The sequence below is a fragment of the Actinokineospora auranticolor genome (genome assembly GCF_041897805.1).
GTDB classification, from domain to species: domain Bacteria; phylum Actinomycetota; class Actinomycetes; order Mycobacteriales; family Pseudonocardiaceae; genus Actinokineospora; species Actinokineospora auranticolor.
Genome location: NZ_CP154825.1, coordinates 1,446,705 through 1,468,812 on the forward strand (window position 1 = coordinate 1,446,705; position 22,108 = coordinate 1,468,812).

A 22,108-nucleotide genomic window follows, 5' to 3' on the forward strand; every position below is an offset into this window, starting at 1 on the left:
TACCTCTTCGCGGCTGAGTGGACCGTATCCCGTCAGCGGCTGCCGGTGAGCAGCGCGGTCCGCGTGCCCCGCGCGATCTCCAGGTCCTCCCTGGCCGCCACCACCAGCGTCCGGATCTCGCACCCGTCGGCGGTGATGTCCTCGTCCCCGTTGTTGTTGCGCTCGTCCGACACCGCCACCCCGAGGAACGCCAGCCGCTCGGCCGTCCTGGACCGGATCAGCGCCGAGTTCTCCCCGACACCGCCGGTGAACGCCAGCGCGTCCAGCCCACCCGCGGACGCGGCCATCGCCGCGATCCCACCGGCGATCCGGTGCACGTAGACGTCCAGCGCCAGCACCGCGTCCGGGTCCCCGCCCTCGGCCGCCACCCGCACCTCCCGCAGGTCCGGGGTGCCTGCCAGCGCGGACAGCCCGGAGTGCTTCTCCAGTGCCTCCGCGATCTCGGCGGCGGGCATCCGCTCGGCCAACCACAGGACCAGACCCGGGTCGACCGTGCCCGAGCGGGTCGCCATCACCAGACCCTCCAGCGGCGTGAACCCCATCGTCGTGTCCACGCTCCGGCCGCCGACGACCGCCGCCAGCGACGCACCGGCACCCAGGTGGCAGGTGACCACCCGGGCGTCGGTGCGACCCAGCACGGTGCCGACGCGGGCCGAGCAGTACGCGTGCGACAGGCCGTGGAAGCCGTACCGGCGGATCGCGTACCGCTCGCGCCATTCCCGGGGGATCGCGTAGGTCGCGGCCTCAGGCGGGAGGGTCGTGTGGAAGGCGGTGTCGAAGCACGCCACGGCGGGCACGTCCGGCAGCAACCGACTCACCGCGTCCAGACCGGCCAACGACTTGGGCTGGTGCAGCGGCGCCAACTCCGTCAACTCACCTAAGGCATCCCGCACACGCGCGTCCACCACTACGGGCTCGGTGAACTCGGTGCCACCGTGCACCACCCGGTGACCCACGGCGTCCGGTGATGGCCACGCGGCCAAGACGTCGTCGAGGTCCTCCGGGGTGGTGTCGGCGGAGCGCAGCACCTCGTCGTCCGTGCCGAGCAGCCGCAGCTTGAGGCTCGACGACCCGGCGTTGACCACTAGGATCCTCATTGGGCCAGGACCCGCATCAGGCCCAGGTCCACTCGGCGATCGCCGGGTCGTCCTCGCCGTGTTCACGGGTGTACTGCCGGGCCGCCAGCCGCGCGTCGGCCATCCGCTGGCGCAGCACGGCCGCCTTCCCACCCAGGTGCGGCACCCGGTCGATGACATCCATGACGAGGTGGAACCGGTCGAGGTCGTTGAGCATGACCATGTCGAACGGGGTGGTTGTGGTGCCTTCTTCTTTGTAGCCGCGCACGTGCAGGTTGCGGTGGTTGTTGCGTCGGTAGGTGAGTCGGTGGATGAGCCACGGGTAGCCGTGGAAGGCGAAGACGACCGGCTTGTCGGTGGTGAACAGCGCGTCGAAGTCGCCGTCCGACAGGCCGTGCGGGTGTTCGGTATCGGGTTGCAGCCGCATCAGGTCGACCACGTTCACCACCCGGACCCGCAACTCCGGCAGGTGCGCACGCAGCAGCTTCGCCGCCGCCAACGTTTCCAGCGTCGGGATGTCGCCGGCGCACGCCAGCACGACGTCCGGCTCACCGTCGGTCGTTCCCGCCCACTCCCAGATACCCAGACCGCGCGTGCAGTGCGCGATGGCCTCGTCCATCGTCAGGTAGGTCAACGCGGGCTGCTTACCCGCGACGATTACGTTGACGTAGTGCCTACTACGGAGGCAGTGGTCCGCCACGGACAACAACGTGTTCGTGTCCGGCGGTAGGTACACCCGGACCACTTCGGCCTTCTTGTTCACAACGTGGTCGAGGAACCCGGGGTCCTGGTGGCTGAACCCGTTGTGGTCCTGGCGCCAGACGTGTGAGGACAACAGGTAGTTCAGCGACGCGATAGGCGCCCGCCACGGGATGTGCCGGGTCGTCTTCAGCCACTTCGCGTGCTGGTTGAGCATCGAGTCGACGATGTGGATGAACGCCTCGTAGCTGGTGAACAGGCCGTGCCTGCCGGTGAGCAGGTAGCCCTCCAGCCAGCCCTGGCACAGGTGCTCGGACAGCACCTCCATGACCCGCCCGTCCGGCCCGAGGTGGTCGTCGCCGGGCAGCGTCTGGGCGCTCCACGCCCGGTCGGTCTCCTCGAACACCGCCGACAGCCGGTTGGACGCCACCTCGTCCGGACCCATGACCCGGAAGTTGGCGGGGTTGCGGCGCATCAGGTCGCGCAGGAAGACGCCGAGCACGCGGGTCGCCTCGCTGGTGTCCGCACCGCGTTCGCGCACCTGCACCGCGTGGTCGCGGAAGTCCGGCATCACCAGCTCGCGCAGCACCAGACCGCCGTTGGTGTGCGGGTTCGCGCTCATCCGCCGGTCGCCCTTCGGGGCCAGCGCGCGCAACTCCGGCACCAGCGCGCCGTCGTCGTCGAACAGTTCCTCCGGCCGGTACGAGCGCAGCCACTCCTCCAGCTGCCTGCGGTGGCCCGCGTTGGTCCGGGTGCCCGACAACGGCACCTGGTGCGCCCGGAAAGTGCCCTCGACCTGCTGACCGTCCACCTCGGCAGGCCCGGTCCAGCCCTTCGGGGTGCGTAGGACGATCATCGGCCACGCCGGTCGGGTGTCCGGGTCGGCCCGGATCGCGGCGATCTCGTCGAACACCTTGTCCAAAGTAGAGGCCAGGAGTTCGTGCACGGCGGCCGGGTCGTCACCGGTGACGAAGTGCGGCTCGTAGCCGTATCCGCGCATGAGGGACGCAAGTTCCTCTTCGGGGATACGGGACAAGAGGGTCGGATTGGCGATTTTGTACCCGTTGAGGTGCAGAACCGGCAGGACTACGCCGTCACGCCGTGGGTTGAGGAACTTGTTGGAGTGCCAACTGGCCGCCAACGGGCCCGTTTCCGCCTCACCATCACCGATAACGCACAACGCCACCAGGTCGGGGTTGTCGAAGACGGCGCCGAAAGCGTGCACGAGCGCATAGCCCAACTCGCCACCCTCGTGGATGGAGCCGGGCGTCTCCGGGGCGACGTGGCTGGGGATGCCGCCGGGGAAGGAGAACTGGCGGAACAGCGATCGCAGACCGTCGGTGTTCTCACCGATCCCCGTGTAGACCTCGCTGTAGGTGCCTTCCAGGTACGCGTTCGCCACCAGACCCGGACCGCCGTGGCCGGGTCCGGTGACGTAGAGGACGTTCTCGTCGCGTTCGCGGATCACCCGGTTCAGGTGGGCGTAGAGGAGGTTCAGGCCGGGCGTGGTGCCCCAGTGGCCGAGCAGCCGCGGCTTGACGTGCTCCGACCGCAGGGACTCCCGCAGCAACGGGTTGTCCAGCAGGTAGATCTGACCGACGGACAGGTAGTTGGCGGCGCGCCAGTAGGCATCAATGAGACGGAGGTCGTCCGGTGACAAGGTAGGCATGTCGTCCTCTCCTCGGGCACCCCCAACGCTAGCGGCGCACTGCGGCCCCGTCAGTCGACCAAGGTCCCGGCGTGGTCGGGCACTTGGTGCTCGAGTTCCCGGGACGGTCGGACGTAACCACTCCCCGACGGGCGATCCGGCAGCTTCAGCTCGGGCCGCTCCACCGGTTCCCACGGCACGCTGGACAGCAGGTGGGCGATCATGTTCAGCCGGGCGGCCCGCTTGTCCTCCGCCTCGACGATCATCCACGGCGCGACCGGGGTGTCGGTGTGCACGAGCATGTCGTCGCGGGCCCGCGAGTAGTCGTCCCACCGGGTGATCGACTCCAGGTCCATCGGCGAGAGCTTCCACTGCTTCAACGGGTTGTCGTGCCGCTCCCGGAACCGCCGCACCTGCTCGGTCTCGCTCACCGAGAACCAGTACTTGCGCAGCAGCACCCCGTCCTCGACCAGCAGCTGCTCGAAGATCGGGCACTGGCGGAGGAACCGCTGGTACTCCTGCGGCGTGCAGAAGCCCATCACCCGCTCCACGCCCGCCCGGTTGTACCAGCTCCGGTCGAGCAGCACGATCTCCCCCGCGGCGGGCAGGTGCGCCACGTACCGCTGGAAGTACCACTGCGTCCGCTCCCGCTCGGTCGGCGTCGGCAGCGCCACGATCCGGCAGACCCGCGGGTTCAGGTGCTCCGCGACCCGCTTGATCGTCCCGCCCTTGCCCGCCGCGTCCCGCCCCTCGAACACCACGACCAGCCGGGTACCGCTCGCCTTCACCCACTCCTGCATGCGCACCAGCTCGCCCTGCAGCCGCAGCAGCTCCCGCTCGTACGCCTCGCGGGGCACCCGCCCGTTCTTCGCCTTCGCCATGCCCCCAGCCTGCCCGCAACCGACCGCCCCCGCAGCCGTGACGGCCACTACGTCCCCGAGCTCACCCGCCGCGGGGTGCGTCAACCCGCGGCGACGCGCGCCGAGTAGCGACGGCGGCGGCCCCCCGTCTCCCGCCGGGCGGCCGCCGCCGCGCACGCCGCACCCCGCGCCGGGTGCCCGTGCTCGACGATCTTCACCATGGTGATCCGCCGAACCCCCACCTGCGTTTCACCCTGGACGACAACCACTCGATCGTGGGGCACACCTTGTGTCGAGACCCCCGGTGTGCCCCACGCCCCCTTGTCTACTGTGGACGACTAAGCGCAAGCGCCCGGCTTGGTCTGGAACGCCGCGTCGGTCCGTGCGCCCTCGATGTGCTTGCGCCCGATGACCGCCATCTTGCCGTTCCGCACCGTGTACGTGACGCGCTCACCCACGTACACGTCGCGCGCCCAGTCCAGCTCCGCGGACACGGTCACGAACCTGCCCCCCGACCGCGCCTGCTCGCACCCGTACCGCAGAACGCCGCTGACTCCACCGCCCTGCCAGATCTGCACCGCCTTGCCACCGGAGGTCACCGGAACCAGCGACCGCCCGCTGAGCCGCCACGCGCTGAGCCGGTCGGTGTTGGCGCCAACCGACTCCACCACCAACACCTCCTTGCGCCGGTCCTTGTCCAGGTCCACCACAACGGGCTGCCGAACGGTGCCCGCGAAGTTCTCCAGCGGCATCCGCGCCGTGTACCGCTTCCCCCGCACCGTCGCCGAAAGTTCTTGCTGGGTCTTCGACCCCGCCACCGGCCGCAAGGTGACCTTGTCCTTGACCCGGTCGCCGTTGAGGTCGGCCCACACCACCACCGCCCCCGCCGACGACCCCACCTGCGCCGCCGCCACCCCAGCCCCCAGCAACGAAACACCCACGGAAACAACAACGGAAATGCCCAGCACAACAACAGACTTACGCATGAGAAGATCCCCCATTAAGATCCCCAAGAAACCCGCGGCCCACCCGCGAGTACCCGACGCCTCAGCGTCTGCAATAAGAGATGCGCACCCACCCGCCAAGTTCGCCCACTGTGACCCAACTCACGGAACCGAACAAAACCCCAGGTCAACCCTCGTCTTCACCACCATCGCGCACCCCGTCACCCCTGCCGCGCCCAACGCAACCCCAATTCCCAAACCGTTACCAAGCCTCAAGCACGCCTCAACATCAAATAGATCAAGATCTCAACCCCCAAACGGCAACAACCACCCTCAAACAATTCCCACCACAAGCCCGCCCAAAACCTCTCTCGACAACCAAGAAAACGCCCAACCCAAACCGCCCCCACCCCACCGCCCCCACCCACCCACGCCAGTCACCCCACGCTGCCCATCCCCACAGGCTCGTGGTCGCGCTCACTGGTTCCGGCGCCTGCCCAAACATCCGCCCCCACAAGGCCCGCATCCACAGGCACCCCGCACGCAGGCCCCCACGCCCACCCCCGCGCATCCGCGCAGCCCCGCATCCGCCCGCGCTCTCACGCTCCGCACAGCCCCGCTCCTGCTCCTACGCTCCTGCGCATCCCCATCCACGCAGCCCCGCTCCCGCTCCGCGCTCCCGCTCCGCGCGGCCCGCATCCGCAGTTGCCCCGCCTTCGCGCCCACATCTGCCCCTGCGCCCACATCTGCCCCTGCGCCCACATCTGCCCCTGCGCCCATACCTGCCCCCCGCTCGGGGGTCCGGGGGCGCAGCCCTCCGGGCGGGCCTGGGGTTGCACCCCAGAAAAAAGACGAGCGACCCAGGTTCGCGCGTTCCGCGAACATGGGTCGCCCAAAGCGAGTGCCCCCGGCAGGACTCGAACCTGCGGCCAAGAGCTTAGAAGGCTCCTGCTCTATCCGCTGAGCTACGAGGGCAGCGTGTGCGGCCGAGGCCGCACGGTAGACCGTTCCACGGGACTGATCGTCACAGGCGGCCTCACCGTTTCCGGTCAGCACTGATCGGGTGACGAAGACCGCTTTCTTGCGTCCGTTCGGGGCAGGCCCGGTTGCGCTATGCGCGCGGAAGTCTCTCGATGGCCCGTTCTGTCAACGGTTGTAGGAGACGGAGCACGTCGGCCTCCGGGGTGTCCCGTTTTTCCACTGCCACCAGGAGGGATCGGTCGCCGCGCACGGCCACGGTCGCGGTGCAGGTGCGGTAGCCGTCTTGGACCGCGCAGTGCAGCCAGGTCGGGTAGCCGAGGGTGTTCTCCTCGTGACCGGCCGGTTGGGTGCGTCTGACTTGGTCGAGGGGCTTGTAGAACGCGACCAGGGCGTAGTCGTCAGTGGCGCCGCCGCCGAGGGGGTAGCCGCAGGAGTCGGGGAAGGTCTCGGAGCGGGTTCGGGGTGCGCCGACCAGCCCGCCCGCGGCTTTGAGGTCGGGCTCGGTGAGCAACGAACACAGGTCGACACCGTCGAGTGACAGCGGGACGCCGCCGATCACCGTGGGTGTCACGCTGGTGACCGACCAGAACCCGGCCGCCGGTACGGGGTTGCCCGCCACGGGTGCGCCGCAACCCGCCAGGAGTGCCAGTGCCCCGATGGCGGTCGCCGCGACGTGTCCGCGCCTCACCGGGCCTACGGTAGTGCCTCGCGGTGTGAACCCCCGAACACTGGGAAACACCGTCGCTCGGGTGGGTGGGGGGTGGCGATTACCCTCGAGTCGTGCCACAGGACAGCGCGACCGACACCCGGCGCCCGGGATCGGGCCTGGCCCCACTGCTCGTCGTCGGGGGACTGCTCGCGGCCCTCGTCGGCGCCGCCATCGTCGCCGCCTCCGGGGGCGACCGGTACGAGCTGCAGGGCCTCCCGACCCCGGACGCGTTCACCGAGCACGCGTTGACCGTGGTCAGAGTGCTCACCGAGGTCGGTTGCGTGGTCACCGTCGGTTCGCTGCTCTTCGCCGCGTTCCTCGTCCCACCGCAGCGTTCCGGTGTCCTCGACGTGGGTGGTTACGCCGCGCTGCGCATGGCGAGTTGGGGTGCCGCGGTCTGGTTCGTCGGCGCGTTGCTGTCCGCGCCCTTCACCGCCGCGGACGCGGTCGGCCAGTCCATCACGTCGGTTCTGCAAACCGATGTGCTTCTTAACCTTCTAGGGACTCTTACCCAGGCTCAGGCGTGGTTACTGACTGCGGCTCTTGCGCTCGTAGTGCTTGTCGGCACGAGGTTTGCCCTTACCTGGGGCTGGACGGCGACGCTGTTCGTAGTGGCGCTTGTCGGCATCGTGCCTGTCGCGGTCACCGGACACTCCTCCAGCGGCGGCCAGCACGACGTGGCGACCAACAGCCTGCTGTTCCACCTGGTCGCCGTGGCGCTGTGGGTCGGCGGCCTGGTCGCGCTGCTCGCGCACGGCCGCCGCAGCGCCGAGCACCTCGGCCTGGCCGCGAGCCGCTTCTCCAAGCTGGCCCTGGTGTGCTGGATCGTCATGGCGGTCTCCGGCGTGGTCAACGCGTGGGTGCGGGTTCCGTTCAGCGACCTCTTCGACACCTGGTACGGCGCTCTCGTCCTGGTCAAGACCTTCGCGCTGCTCGTACTCGGCGTCTTCGGGTACTTCCAGCGCGAGCGCGGCGTACGCGCCGTAGTGGAGCGGGGTTCGCGCGGGGCACTGGTGCGCCTGGCCGCCGTCGAGGTCCTGATCATGCTGCTGACCATCGGCATCGCCGCCGCGCTGGCCAGGACGCCACCCCCGCAGGCCCTCTACGTCGAGCCGGACCGCGTCGAACTCGCGCTCGGGTACCCGCTGACCACCGAACCGACCCTGTCGCGGCTGCTGTTCAGCTGGCGGTTCGACCTCGTCTTCGGCACCGCGGCCGTCGTGCTCGCCGTGCTCTACCTGCGCGGGGTCGTGCGGTTGCGGCGCCGGGGGATCGCCTGGCCGGTCGGCCGGGTCGTGTCGTGGCTCGCCGGGTGCCTGGTGCTGCTGGTGGCCACCTCGTCCGGCATCGGTCGGTACGCGCCCGCGATGTTCAGCGTGCACATGGAAGCGCACATGCTGCTGTCCATGCTCGCGCCGGTGCTGTTCGTGCTGGGCGCCCCGATGACCCTCGCGCTGCGGGTTTTCCCGGCCGCGGGGAAGGACGCGCCGCCGGGGCCGCGGGAGTGGCTGCTGGCCTTCGTCCACTCGCCGGTGTCCCGGTTCCTGACGCAGCCGGTGGTCGCGTTGGTGCTGTTCGTCGGTTCCTTCTACGGCCTCTACCTGACCGGGCTCTTCGACTCGGCGCTGGAGAAGCACTGGGCGCACCTGGTCATGAACACCCACTTCCTCCTTGTGGGCTACCTGTTCTACTGGCCCGTGATCGGCGTCGACCCCGCGCCGCGCAAGCTCCCGCACGTCGGTCGGCTCGGCCTGGTCTTCGCCTCCATGCCGTTCCACGCGTTCTTCGGCGTCATCCTCATGAGCACCCAGACGGTCATCGGCGAGCGCTTCTACCAGGGCCTGGGCCTGCCGTGGAACACCGACCTGCTGGCCGACCAGCGGCTCGGCGGCGGCATCGCCTGGGCCTCCGGTGAGATCCCGCTGCTGGTCGTGCTGATCGCGCTGCTGGCCCAGTGGTCGCGCGCCGACGACCGCGAGGCCCGCCGATCCGACCGCCGGGTGGACGAGGGCACTTCCGACGACCTCGACGCCTACAACGCCATGCTCAAGCAGATGGCGGACGGCAAACCCCAGAACTGACCCGATTTCGGGTCCAGAACTCCGGAATGGGGCGGTTTTCCCGTCCGAAGTCATCCACATACCTCGAAGCTGTCCACAGCTCCCGCCGCCTCCTCGAACCGGCCTCGCGCCTCGGTCACCCTGGTCCGGAAGGCCCATCCGAGAGAGGTCGAGGGATGAACGAAACGATCGTCACGCTGGTCGGCAGGCTCGCCGGGGAGATCACCCGGCGGCGCTTCTCCACCGGATCGATCACCAGCTTCCGCATGCACTGCCGGGAACGCCGCTTCGACGCGGAGACCCAGTCCTGGGTGGACGGCGACGGCATGTTCGTGTCCGTCCACTGCTGGCGCAGGCTCGGCGACAACGCGCACACCTCGCTCGCCCGCGGCGACCGGGTCATCGTGGTCGGCAGGCTGTACCACCGCGAGTTCGAGCACCACGGCAGGCTCCGGCTCAGCGTCGAGGTGGACGCCCGGGCTGTCGGCCCCGACCTGACCTTCGACCCGGTGGAGGTCAAGCGCGACCCCGACCGGGTCGCCTGGCGCCGGACCGCGACCGAGAACCCCGAGCCAGCCGAGGGCCCGGGGGTGGCCGAGAAGGCCGGGGTGACCGCGTTGCCGGGCGCGGCCGAGCCGAGCGGGTCCGCCCCGACTGCCGAACCCGGGCCTGCCGCCCAGGCCGCGTGAAGGGGTTTGCCGTGGTCACCGCGGAGGCATGTCCGCATGGGACAGGGAGGGGAGGTGCGGGTCGTCAGAGCACCGGGCCGCGGCGCCCGACGGCGAGCGGTACTCGACCACGGCGAAGCGTGAGCCGGTCGACGCGCTGCGCGACGGTCGACCGCGTAACCCGTTCGGCGGTACGCACGCCACGGCGCGTCCGGTCCCCCCGGTCGCGCTCATGGGCGCCGACCGACCACTCTACGATCGCCAGCATGGCCGAGTTCATCTACACCATGAAGAAGGTGCGCAAGGCGCACGGGGACAAGGTCATCCTTGATGACGTCACCATCCAGTTCCTGCCCGGGGCGAAGATCGGGGTGGTGGGCCCCAACGGCGCGGGCAAGTCGAGCGTGCTCAAGATCATGGCCGGCCTCGACCAGCCCAACAACGGCGAGGCCTTCCTCTCGCCCGGCTACTCCGTCGGCATCCTGCAGCAGGAACCGCCGCTCAACGAGGAGAAGACCGTCCTGGGCAACGTCCAGGAGGCCTTCGGCGAGATCAAGGTCAAGCTCGACCGGTTCAACGAGATCGCCGAGCTGATGGCCACGGAGTACTCCGACGAGCTGATGGAGGAGATGGGCAAGCTCCAGGAGGAGCTCGACCACGCCGACGCCTGGGACCTGGACTCGCAGCTCGAGCAGGCCATGGACGCGCTGCGCTGCCCGGCGCCGGACGCCGACGTCACGGTGCTCTCCGGTGGCGAGCGCCGCCGGGTCGCGCTGTGCAAGCTGCTGCTGTCCAAGCCCGACCTGCTGCTGCTCGACGAGCCCACCAACCACCTGGACGCGGAGAGCGTGCTGTGGCTGGAGCAGCACCTCGCGCAGTACCCGGGCGCCGTCCTGGCCGTCACCCACGACCGGTACTTCCTGGACAACCTGGCGCAGTGGATCCTCGAGATCGACCGCGGCCGCACCTACCCCTACGAGGGCAACTACTCCACCTACCTGGAGAAGAAGGCCGAGCGGCTCGCCGTCCAGGGCAAGAAGGACCAGAAGCTGCAGCGCCGGCTCAAGGAGGAGCTGGCCTGGGTCCGCTCCAACGCCAAGGCCCGGCAGACCAAGTCCCGGTCCCGCCTCGACCGCTACGAGGAGATGGCCGCGGAGGCGGAGAAGACCCGCAAGCTCGACTTCGAGGAGATCCAGATCCCGCCGGGCCCGCGCCTGGGCAACATCGTGGTCGAGGTCGACAAGCTGCAGAAGGGCTTCGGCGACCGGGTCCTGATCGACGGGCTCAGCTTCGACCTGCCGCGCAACGGCATCATCGGCGTGATCGGCCCCAACGGCGTCGGCAAGACCACGCTGTTCAAGACGATCGTCGGGCTGGAGAAGCCGGACACCGGCAACGTCAAGATCGGCGAGACGGTGTCGCTGTCCTACGTCGACCAGAACCGGGCCAACATCGACCCGAAGAAGACGGTGTTCGAGACGGTGTCCGGCGGCCTGGACTACATCCAGGTCGGCCAGGTCGAGATGCCCTCGCGCGCGTACGTCAGCGCGTTCGGCTTCAAGGGCCCGGACCAGCAGAAGCCCGCGGGCGTGCTCTCCGGCGGCGAGCGCAACCGGCTCAACCTGGCGCTCACGCTCAAGCAGGGCGGGAACCTGATCCTGCTCGACGAGCCGACCAACGACCTCGACGTCGAGACCCTGGGGTCGCTGGAGAACGCGCTGGAGCAGTTCCCCGGGTGCGCGGTGGTCATCTCCCACGACCGCTGGTTCCTGGACCGCACCTGCACCCACATCCTGGCCTGGGAGGGCACCCCCGAGAGCCCGGCCAAGTGGTTCTGGTTCGAGGGCAACTTCGAGGGGTACGAGAAGAACAAGATCGAACGGCTCGGCGCCGACGCCGCGCGGCCGCACCGGGTGACCTACCGCAAGCTCACCCGGGACTAGAGGACCGGACAGGAGAGCGGCGACGTGGCGGCCTGGAACGAGTTACCGGCGGAGGGGTCGTCCCCGTCCCGGTGCGCGGAGCTGGTGGACGCGGCCGAGCGGCTCCGGGGCGGTGCCCCGGAGCTGGCGGTCCAGTTCGCCGCCCGGGCGCTCACCTCGGCGGCGGTCGAGGCCGCCACGGTCACCAGGGCGCAGGAGCTGCTGGGCACGCTGCTGGTCAAGCTGGGCAGGCACGCCGAGGCGGTCGAGCCCGGCTTGGCCGCGCTGCGCGCCGTCACCGGCGGCGGCCAGGTCGACCGGGCGGCGGTGCTGCGGGTCGCGCTGGCGGCCTGCGCGCGGGTGCTCGGCGAACCGCTCACCGGCTGCGAGCTGCTGCGGCCGGTACTGCGCGCCACCGGCACCCGGCCCGCCGGTCGGGCGCTGGCGCTCGGCCAGTTCGTCGCGTGCGCCGCGCACGTCGGCAACCGCGACGACCTGGAAGACGCGCTGGCCGAGGCCGACCGGCTCTTCGCCGCCGACGGGGACACCGGCCAGGACGGCCGCCGGTTGGAGCGGTCGCTGCTGTGCGTGCGGGCCGCCTCGTACCACCGCCGCCACGGCGACACCGAGGCCGCCGCGGAGTCGGCCCGCGAGGGTCTCGCGCTGCTCAACCGCATGTCCGACGCCGAGGCCGAGGGCGGTCTGGCCCGCTCCCGGCTGGTGCTGGAACTGGTCTGCGCCCTGCTCGACGACGGCGACCTCGACGAGGCGGGCCGGGTCGCCGCCGTGGCGCTGGGCGAACCCGTCCGCGCCACCTCCGCGCTGGCCCTGGGCAGGCTGCGGCTGGCCATCGCCACCCGCGTCCTGCTGCCCTCCGGCCGCGCCGAGTCCGGGCGGATCCTGCTCACCGAGGTCGTCCGGGTGGCCGAACGCCACCACCTCGACTCCCTGCTCACCGACGCGTGGACGTTCCTCGCCCACGCCGAGGAGGAGGCCGACCACCCGGTCGAGGCCCTGCACGCCCTGCGCTCCGCGCGCGCCGCCGAGTACCGCTACCTCCGCGCCGCCCAGTCGGCGAAGTCGCTCTTGGTGGCCGAAGTCGGTGCCGTCCACGACCCGGCCACCGCCGTCGCCGCCCTCCGCAACGCCGTCCGCCCGGTCACCGCGGTCCCCGCCAAGACCAGGCCCACCACCCCGACACCGGCCGCCGAGGAGCAAAAGCCCGCGACGGCCACCTCGGCCCCCCTCTCCCGACGCGCAACCCGAGGCGAGGACACCGCCCCCTCGGTGCGCGCGGTCACCGACCCCGGCACCGAGCAAGACGAAGAACCCCGCACCACCCCCCTGACCGGGACCGCACCCGCCACCCCATCCCGACCGCGCAACGACTCGGGGGCCATCGCACGGCGCGCGAAACGGGACTCGGATTCCGCGGCCACCCCCGCGGTGCCCGGCACCCCGGCGTCCGCTTCCGCGCGGACCCGCGATTCGGCCGTCGTCTCCCGGCGGGCCGAGCGGGCCACGGGCCCGGAGGCCCCGACTCGCGCGCGCACCAGCGCGTCCGGGGCGACCTCGCGGCGAGTCATCACCGAACCGGCCCCGGACGGGGAGACGTTCGCCGTGACGCTGGTCCGGGTCGGCCCCAAGGGCGTCGCCGAACCGATCGAACCCGAGGAACCACCCCTTCCGGTAGGCGGCGAGGTGTCCCTCAACGCCCTCGCCATCCACGTCCGGGCCCTGGCCCCGGCCAACGCCGAACTGCTCCGCTCCGACCGGGGCGAGTTCGCGGTCCTGCTGCCCGACACGTCCCTGGACACGGCCGACCGCCTGGCCACCGCGATCCGCGAGACCGCCACCGAGGCCCAGTGGCTGATCGACGACCACGGCCAGGAACTCACCATCACCACCGGCACCGCCGCCGCCCCCGGCACCCCGGACGGCCCGACCACCGGCATCGACGCCCTGCTGGCCGCCGCCCGCCGCGCCATGGCCGTACCGGAGCAGTTGACCCCGGCCCCCGCCGTCCTGCGCCGCACCGACCGCCTGGACCGCACCCCCACCACGGCGAAAACGGTCCCGCTCGACCCGGACACCCCCACCCCACAGCCCACCACGCCCCCGCCTGCCCCCACAACGGCCGCGACCACACCGACGGCCCCTTCCAACTCGGCCACCGGAACCCACACCGCACAGACCACCCCCCACGCTCCGACATCGACCCCCACCACCGACGCCGCACACGCAGCCGCGGCGCCGATAGCCCTCCCCGGCCCGGCGACTGGCGCCCACGCCGCCCCCGCGTCACCACTCACCACCGATGCGGCAACCGGCACCCACGCCGCTCCCGCCGCACAGACCACCCCCCACGCCTCGACGCCCACCCCGATCGCCGACGCGGCGCGCACGGCTGCCACGCCGTTGAGCGCCCCCGTTGCGGCGAGCGGGGCACATGCCGCTCCCGTTCCACGGGCAACCTCCACGCCAACGAGCGCCCCCGGCGCGGCTACCGGAACCCACGCCGCGCAGGCCACCTCGCACGCTTCGACGTCGACTCCGATCGCTGACGCGGCGCAGGCGGCACACACGGCTAGCGCCCTTGGCGCGGCGACCGGGGCGCACGCCGTTCCCGCAGCGCAGGCCACCTCGCACGCTTCGACGTCGACCCCGATCGCCGACGTGGCGCAGGCGGGACACGCGGCTAGCGCCCTGGGCGCTGCGACCGGGGCCCACGCCGTTCCCGCTTCGCGGGCAGCCTCCTTCGCGTCCGCGCCGACCGCCGTCGATGCGATGCTCGCCACGCCGGTCGTGACCGGGGCGCACGATGCTTCCGCCTCTCGCGCCACGGCCGACGCGGTGCCCGCCGCGCCGATGGAACCCGCCATCGGCGCGCACACGGCTTCCGCTTCACACACGACCTCCCCCGCCTCCACGTCGGCACCCACCACCGACGCGGCAGCCCATGCCGCCGGGCCGGACCGCGGGTCAGGCGCATTCGGACACACCGGCGAGCACAAGCGTTCCCACCCGGCCGCCCCCCCGGGTGGAGACCTCGCGGATGTGGCTGTGCCCGACACACCAACGGACGCCGCGCCCCTTGGTCATGCGGACCAACCCGCACACACGGCCACACCGGGCTCCGCCGCGAACTTCGCTTCCGGCGCGCACCGGATTCCCGCCGGGGAGACCCCCGGGGTGTTCGGCCCCCAGGCCAACCCCGAATCCGACGGCGGGCGGCGAACACACCGGTCAGGGGCGTTCAGCCGGGAGATCGACGCGGCCCAGGTACGCAGGCTGACCGGCGGGGTCCGGCGGGAAAAACCCGTCGAGCCCCGGCCAAGCGGGATCGAGGCCATCCTCGAAGGCAAGGAAACCACCGCCAGCCGCGAGCTACGCGACTCCGGCTCCTGGACGCGGTTGACCCCGGAGGACAGCGCCCCGGTGTGGCCGCAGGACTCCGGGTCGTTCCGCCGACCCGTCCCGCAAGCGGACAACGCCGAGACCACCCCCGACCCCTCCGCCCCGGTCGGCAGGCGCGCCGCGCGCCGGGCCAAGGCCGAGGAACCCGTCGAGAAGTCCACTTCGGACGAACCCACCGCGGGCGCCCAAGCCGTGCTGAGCCGCTTCGGGGTCACCGCCGAGGGCGGCGGCCGCCGCAGGGCCCCCGAGGACGACGACTACTACTACGACCCCAACGCTCTCGTCGGCACTGATCTGCCTTCCCCGCCGATGCTGCCCGCCGCCTCGCTGGCCCCGGACAGCGACCTGTGGTCCGAGGACGACACCACTCCCATCCCCGCCGACACCGTGCGCGCCCAGGACTCGGGACTCCTCCCGAGGATCCCCGCCCCGGCCCTCCCGCTGGACCAGTTCTTCCTGAACTCCCAGCCCCAACCCCCAAAGCCCGACGACGTCCCGACGCCGCCCGACCGCCCGGTGCCCGACCCCTCCCAGCCGACCCCCACCGGCCCGGACCCCTTCCAACCGGAACCCGACCGACCCGACCCCTTCCGGCCAGACCCGCCCCGGTCCGGTCCCGCTCGGCTGGACTCCACCCGGTCCGGCCCTCTCCGACCCGAGCCTGGCGGGTTGGACTCTTTTCCGTCCGACCCCACCCGGTCGGATCCCTTCCGGTCCGACTCTTCCCAGCCGGACCCTTTCCGACCCGAACTCGGGCAGCTCGACCCGGCTCGGTTCGGTCCCACCCGGCCGGACCCCGCCGAACCTGACCCCGGTCACCCCGAGCCCACCCGACCCGACCCCTTCCGCTCGGACCCCACCCGCTCGGACCCTTCCCGGTCCGGTCCCGCCCAACCCGATCCCTTCCGGTCCGATCCGACCCGGTCCGATCCCGCCCAACCCGGCCCTGGCAGGTCCGACCCTTTCCAGCCGGACCCGTTCCAGCCGGAACCCGGGCAACCAGACCCCTTCCGGCCGGACCCCACTCGTCCGGACCCCGATCAGCCAGACCCGTTCCAGCCAGACCCCTTCCGGCCGGACCCCACTCGTCCGGACCCCGATCAGCCAGACCCGTTCCAGCCAGACCCGTTCCAGCCGGAACCCGGGCAACCAGACCCCTTCCGGCCTGATCCCTTCCAGCCGGAACCCGGTCACCCCGATCCCTTCCGGCCGGACCCCTTCCGCTCCGACCCCACCACCCCCGGCCCCCTCCGCCCCGAGGTGCCCGAACCCCCACACCGCCCGGAGATCCCCGAGCCCCCGCTCACCCCCGCGATCCCCGACCCCCACAACCCGCCCCTCAAACGCGACACCGGGTCCATCGGGGCGGGCAGTGTCGACTCCAGCGCGTCCGTCGCCGCCGACCGGTTGGCCAGTGACTTCGCCGCTCGGTTGCGGGGGTTGCCGCGCAACTCCGGGGTGATCGACAAGGCCGAGGACGAGTTCCCCGAGCCCGTCGACCTGGACCGCCCCGCCTTGTCCGCGGACGAGCCCGCCGACCGGCCCGCCCTCCCCGCCCGCAGGCGGCGGTCCCCCGGCAGTCCCGGCAGCAGGCGCGAGCGCACCAACCCCAGTGGTCTGGCCGACTTGCTGGCCGAGGCCCTGGTCGCCTTCCAGGCCACCCAGTCCAACCAGGGCTGGGCCGACGAGCGGGAACCCGATCCGCCCCGCCGCCCCGCCGACGGTTCCACCTGGGCCACCGACGCCCGCGCCGCCGAGCCGGGGGAGCGGGAGACCCGGCGCGCGGACCTGTCCGGGCTGCCCACGCCGCCCGCGGGGCTGCGGGGCAGGCACCGGTCGTCGGAGTGGGCGCCCGCCGATCTGGACCACGGTTAAGGCCGACGGCAGGTGACCGGCGTGTCACGATGGTCGAAACACCGCGTTCCCAGGGCGCAAAACCGCACGTCATGACCCGTTCCGGGGGTGGTACCGCGGTGATCCCGACGTGCGGGAGTGGCCCGGGGCGGCACTAATGTGTGGGGTGCATGCGGCACAGCGGCGTGCCGCCAAGCGTGGAGCCAGGGAACACAATGACCTCGACTGGAGTCTCGTCCCGCACCGATGGAGCCGTCAGCGTCGACGGCTCGGCGTCGGCCGGACGACCGGTCAGCACCAGCCCGGAACAGACCAGAGACGACCTCATCGAGCGGGCCGCGCAGCAGGCCCCCGATATCGCCGACCTCATCCGCCTCTACTTCCGCTACATCCCCCCGGAGGAGGTCATCGGCGACGAGCCGGTGAACCTCGTCGGCGCCGTGCGCTCGCACGCGCAGCTCGCCGAGCACCGGGTCAAGGGCCGACCGGCCGTCCGGATGCTCAACCCCACCACCGCCACCGACGGCTGGAACTCGGGTGGCTCGGTGGTGCAGATCGTCACCGACGACATGCCCTACCTCGTCGAGTCGGTCAGCGCCGAGCTGGTCCGCCGCGGCGTGCAGGTGCAGCGCGTCGTGCACCCGATCGTGGTGGTCCGCCGGGACCTCGCCGGGCAGCTCAAGGACGTCAAGCCGACCTGCGACCCGGACAACCCGCCCGGCGAGTGCTTCGCCGAGTCGTGGATGCACATCGAGGTCGACCTGATCACCGGCGCGGACCGCGCCCGGGAGATCGAGACCGGCCTGCTCACCGTGCTCAACGACGTCCGCGAGGTCGTCGAGGACACCGACCGGATGCTCGCCACGGCCCGTGCGCTGGCCGACGAGCTGGAGCAGAACCCGCCCCCGCTCGACCAGGCCCAGCTCACCGACGGCGCCGCCCTGCTGCGCTGGCTGGCCGACGGCCACTTCACCTTCCTCGGCTACCGGCGCAACGAGCTGATCGCGGGCGACGACGGCGCCGACCCGGCCCTGCGCGCCGTGCTGGCCAGCGGCCTGGGGGTGCTGCGCCAGGACAGCCTCGCCGCGCGCAGCCTCACCGCGGGCCCCGACGCCCTCGCGCACGCCCTCGCCCCGCGCCTGCTGGTCCTCACCGAGGCCAGTGCCCCGTCGACGGTGCACCGCTCGACCTACCCGTACTACGTCGGCGTGAAGACCTTCGACGCCGACGGCACGGTCACCGGCGAGCACCGCTTCCTCGGCGTGTTCACCACCAACGCGCTGCACGAGGACGTCCTGGACATCCCGGTGGTCGCCCGCCGCGTGCGGGAGGTCATCCACCAGGCCGGGTTCCCGATGGAGTCCTACTCGGGGCAGCGGATGCTGGAGGTCATCCAGAACTGGCCGCGCGCCGAGCTGTTCTCCACCACGGCCGACGCGCTCTACGCCACCGCGACCGGTGTGCTGGCCCTGGCCGACCGGCGCAGGCTGCGGCTGTTCCTGCGCCGCGACCCGTACGCCAGGTTCTTCTCCTGCCTGATCTTCCTGCCCCGCGACCGCTACACCACCACCTCGCGCATCGCCATGCAGGAGGTGCTGCTCGACGAGCTGGGCGGCACGAACCTGGAGTTCAGCACGCGGCTGGGGGAGACGCCGCTGGCGCAGGTGTACTTCATCATCCACACCGACCCCGGCAGGCACGTCGACGCGGACGCGCAGCGGATCCAGGAGCGGCTCACCGAGGCCGTGCGCGGCTGGGACGACCGCCTGGTCGAGGCCGTGTTCGCCGAGCAGCGCGAGCAGGCCGACGCGGGTGTCGCCCTGGGCCCGGAGTCGGCCACCGAGCAGGGCCAGCGCTACGCCAGCGTGTTCCCGGAGGCCTACAAGGAGGACTTCGACGCCGCCGACGCGCTGGCCGACCTGCGCCGCCTGCAGGACCTGCGCGACGGCGGCGACCTCGGCATGTCCTTCTACGTGCCGCGCGAGGCGACCCCGGGGGAGCGCCGGTTCAAGCTCTACCTGACCGGCGAGGGCGTGACGCTGTCGCAGGTGCTGCCGGTGCTGCAGAACATGGGCGTGGAGGTCGTCGACGAGCGGCCCTACGAGCTGCGCCGCGAGGACGGCGAGCGCTGGTGGATCTACGACTTCGGGCTGCGCATCGACCCGTCGGTGCTGGAGGGCCGCACGGCCGAGGAGCTGGACCGGCTCAAGGTCGACTTCCAGGAGGCGTTCGCCGCGATCTGGCGCGGTGACGCCGAACCCGACCGGTTCAACGCGCTGGTGCTGCGCGGCGGCCTCACCTGGCGCCAGGCCGTCGTGCTGCGCGCCTACTCGCGCTACCTGCGCCAGGCGGGCACCCCGTACTCGCAGGAGTACATCGAGGACGCCGTGCTCGCGCACACCGGCATCGCCACCGCGCTGGTCCGGCTGTTCGAGGTCGGCTACGACCCGGCGCTGTCCGAGGAGACCCGGCACTCCCAGGCGGGCACCCGCATCGCCGAGATCTCCGAGCTGATCGACGGCGTCACCAGCCTCGACGAGGACCGCATCCTCCGCAGCCTGCTCACCGTCATCCGGGCCACGCTGCGCACCAACTACTACGTGCGCGACGCGGACGGCGCGCTGCGGCCGTACCTGGCGGTGAAGCTGGAGCCGCGCGCGGTGCCGGAGCTGCCCGAGCCGCGGCCGAAGTTCGAGATCTTCGTCTACTCGCCGCGCGTCGAGGGCGTGCACCTGCGCTTCGGCGCGGTCGCCCGCGGCGGTCTGCGCTGGTCCGACCGCCGGGAGGACTTCCGCACCGAGGTGCTGGGCCTGGTGAAGGCGCAGGCGGTGAAGAACGCGGTGATCGTGCCGGTCGGCGCGAAGGGCGGCTTCGTGGTCAAGCGCCCGCCCGCGCCCACCGGCGACCCGAGCCTGGACCGCGAGGCGTTCCAGAACGAGGGCGTGGCCTGCTACCGGATGTTCATCTCCGGCCTGCTCGACCTCACCGACAACCTGGAGGCGGGCGAGGTCGTGCCCGCCCGCGGCGTGGTCCGCTACGACGGCGACGACACGTACCTGGTGGTCGCCGCGGACAAGGGCACCGCGACGTTCTCCGACATCGCCAACGAGCTGGCCAAGAGCCGCGGCTTCTGGCTCGGCGACGCGTTCGCCAGCGGCGGCTCGGTCGGCTACGACCACAAGGCCATGGGCATCACCGCCAAGGGCGCGTGGGAGAGCGTGAAGCGCAACTTCCGCGAGCTGGGTGTCGACACCCAGACCGAGGCGTTCACCGTGGTCGGCGTCGGCGACATGTCCGGTGACGTGTTCGGCAACGGCATGCTGCTCTCCGAGCACATCCGGCTGGTGGCCGCCTTCGACCACCGGCACGTCTTCCTCGACCCCAACCCCAACGCGGCGGTCGGCTTCAACGAGCGCAAGCGGCTCTTCGAGCTGCCCCGCTCGTCCTGGGACGACTACGACCGCTCGCTGATCAGCGAGGGCGGCGGCGTCTTCCCGCGCACCCTCAAGGCCATCCCGGTCAGCGCGCAGGCCGCGCGCTCGCTGGGGCTGCCCGAGGACATCGGCAAGCTCTCGCCGCAGGAGCTGATGAAGGCGATCCTGCTGGCCGAGGTCGACCTGCTGTGGAACGGCGGCATCGGCACCTACGTCAAGGCGAGCACCGAGAGCCACGCGGACGTGGGCGACAAGGCCAACGACGCGCTCCGGGTGGACGGCTCGGCGCTGCGGGTGAAGGTGGTCGGCGAGGGCGGCAACCTGGGTCTGACCCAGCGCGGCCGGATCGAGTTCGCCCGACGCGGCGGCAAGGTCAACACCGACGCGCTGGACAACAGCGCGGGCGTCGACTGCTCCGACCACGAGGTCAACATCAAGATCCTGCTCGACCACCTGGTCCGCGAGGGCGAGCTGGCGTCGAAGCAGCGCGACGAGCTGCTCGCGGAGATGACCGACCAGGTCGGCCACCTGGTGCTGGCCGACAACTACCGGCAGAACGCGGTGCTCGGCGTCAGCCGCGCGCACGCCAAGCCGATGGCGTCCGTGCACGCCCGCCTGGTCGACGCGCTGGAGCGGGAGGACGGCTTCGACCGGCGGCTGGAGGCGCTGCCGTCGCGCGAGCAGTTCAAGGCCATGGAGAAGGCGGGCGACGGGCTGTCCTCGCCGGAGCTGGCCACGCTGCTCGCGCACGTCAAGCTCGCCCTCAAGGAGGACGTGCTGGCCAGCGAGCTGCCCGACCAGGACGTGTTCGCCCGCAGGTTGCCGGAGTACTTCCCGACCCAGCTGCGCGAGCGGTTCGGCCCGGCCATCGGCGCGCACCCGCTGCGCAGGCAGATCACCACGACCCTGCTGGTCAACGAGGTCGTCGACGGCGGCGGCATCTCCTACGCGTTCCGCCTGGCGGAGGAGATCAGCTCCAGCACCACCGACGCGGTCCGCGCGTTCGCCGTGGCGACCAGGGTCTACGACCTGCCCGCGATCTGGCGGGAGGTCGACGCGCTGGACAACGTGGTGCCGACCGAGCTCGCCGACTCGATGGTGCTGGAGACCCGCAGGCTGCTCGACCGGGCGTCGCGGTGGCTGCTGTCCAACCGGCCGCAGCCGCTGGCGGTCGGCGCGGAGATCACCCGGTTCCACCGGGTGGTCAGCGAGCTGGCGCCGCAGGTCGGCGACCTGCTGCGCGGCCGGGCCGCCGACGAGGCCGCCGCGGACGCCGAGCGGATGGCGTCGGCGGGGGTGCCGGGGCCGCTGGCCAAGCGCATCTCGGGCCTGCTCGACGCGTACAGCCTGCTCGACATCACCGAGATCGCCGAGCTGGCCGAGCGGGACGCGGGCGGGCTGGAGACCGAGCGCAGCCCGCTGGAGGCCGCGCAGCTGTACTTCGCGCTGTCGGACCACCTCGGCATCGACGAGATGCTGACCTCGATCAGCGCGCTGGAGCGCGGCAACCGCTGGCACGCCCTGGCCCGGCTGGCCCTGCGCGACGACCTGTACGGGTCGCTGCGCGCGATCACCCTGGACGTGCTGCGGCAGAGCGACCCGGGGGAGCGGCCGGAGGACAAGATCTCCGGGTGGGAGCGCACGAACACCTCCCGGCTGGCCCGGGCCCGCGCGGCCCTGGAGGAGATCCAGGCCTCCGGCAGGCTCGACCTGGCGACCCTGTCGGTGGCCGTCCGGCAGGTCCGCAGCGTGGTCCGCTAGCCGGTGGAGATCGGTTAGCAGCACGTCTCCCACGGGGCGGCGGGGGACACCCGCCGCCCCGCGGCGTACCGGGGA

11 protein-coding genes and 1 tRNA gene are annotated in these 22,108 nt (G+C 71.7%); 5 read left to right on the forward strand and 7 right to left on the reverse strand.

Annotated features, from left to right (window positions below; all coding sequences use genetic code 11):
• Positions 1 to 32: 32 nt before the first annotated feature.
• The 7 genes from V5P93_RS06880 to V5P93_RS06910 form a co-directional block, all read right to left on the reverse strand.
• The gene (locus V5P93_RS06880; RefSeq protein WP_104478530.1) at positions 33 to 1,097 is read right to left on the reverse strand and encodes an acetate/propionate family kinase; all 1,065 of its coding nucleotides are present in this window, start codon (positions 1,095 to 1,097) and stop codon (positions 33 to 35) included.
• A 16-nt stretch (positions 1,098 to 1,113) separates the two neighbouring features.
• Positions 1,114 to 3,444, reverse strand: coding sequence for a phosphoketolase (locus tag V5P93_RS06885; RefSeq protein ID WP_104478531.1), 2,331 nt, complete (start codon positions 3,442 to 3,444; stop codon positions 1,114 to 1,116).
• Between the two features lie 50 nt (positions 3,445 to 3,494).
• Positions 3,495 to 4,304, reverse strand: coding sequence for a polyphosphate kinase 2 (gene ppk2, locus V5P93_RS06890; protein WP_104478532.1), 810 nt, complete (start codon positions 4,302 to 4,304; stop codon positions 3,495 to 3,497).
• Between the two features lie 80 nt (positions 4,305 to 4,384).
• The gene (locus V5P93_RS06895) at positions 4,385 to 4,525 is read right to left on the reverse strand and encodes a hypothetical protein (RefSeq protein WP_181043413.1); all 141 of its coding nucleotides are present in this window, start codon (positions 4,523 to 4,525) and stop codon (positions 4,385 to 4,387) included.
• Positions 4,526 to 4,621: 96 nt separating this feature from the next.
• Entirely contained in the window at positions 4,622 to 5,212 is a 591-nt protein-coding gene (locus tag V5P93_RS06900) for a hypothetical protein (protein ID WP_374065526.1), read from the reverse strand.
• Between the two features lie 917 nt (positions 5,213 to 6,129).
• Positions 6,130 to 6,202: transfer RNA gene (locus V5P93_RS06905), tRNA-Arg, on the reverse strand.
• Positions 6,203 to 6,338: 136 nt separating this feature from the next.
• Positions 6,339 to 6,896, reverse strand: a complete 558-nt coding sequence (locus tag V5P93_RS06910; RefSeq protein ID WP_181043414.1) for a DUF3558 family protein — start codon at positions 6,894 to 6,896, stop codon at positions 6,339 to 6,341.
• A gap of 92 nt (positions 6,897 to 6,988) precedes the next feature.
• On the opposite strand from V5P93_RS06910, the gene V5P93_RS06915 reads away from it, so the two are divergent.
• The 5 genes from V5P93_RS06915 (at position 6,989) to V5P93_RS06935 (ending at position 22,033) form a co-directional block, all read left to right on the forward strand.
• On the forward strand, positions 6,989 to 8,998 hold the full coding sequence (locus V5P93_RS06915; protein WP_104478763.1) for a cytochrome c oxidase assembly protein: 2,010 nt from the start codon (positions 6,989 to 6,991) through the stop codon (positions 8,996 to 8,998).
• 155 nt (positions 8,999 to 9,153) lie between these two features.
• Entirely contained in the window at positions 9,154 to 9,666 is a 513-nt protein-coding gene (locus tag V5P93_RS06920; protein WP_181043415.1) for a single-stranded DNA-binding protein, read from the forward strand.
• 245 nt (positions 9,667 to 9,911) lie between these two features.
• Positions 9,912 to 11,588, forward strand: a complete 1,677-nt coding sequence (gene ettA, locus V5P93_RS06925) for an energy-dependent translational throttle protein EttA (RefSeq protein ID WP_104478536.1) — start codon at positions 9,912 to 9,914, stop codon at positions 11,586 to 11,588.
• Positions 11,589 to 11,612: 24 nt separating this feature from the next.
• On the forward strand, positions 11,613 to 16,859 hold the full coding sequence (locus V5P93_RS06930) for a hypothetical protein (protein ID WP_104478537.1): 5,247 nt from the start codon (positions 11,613 to 11,615) through the stop codon (positions 16,857 to 16,859).
• Positions 16,860 to 17,053: 194 nt separating this feature from the next.
• Positions 17,054 to 22,033 carry an NAD-glutamate dehydrogenase gene (locus tag V5P93_RS06935; RefSeq protein WP_104478538.1) on the forward strand — a complete coding sequence of 1,660 codons (4,980 nt, stop codon included), beginning with the start codon at positions 17,054 to 17,056 and terminating at the stop codon, positions 22,031 to 22,033.
• Positions 22,034 to 22,108 lie beyond the last annotated feature (75 nt).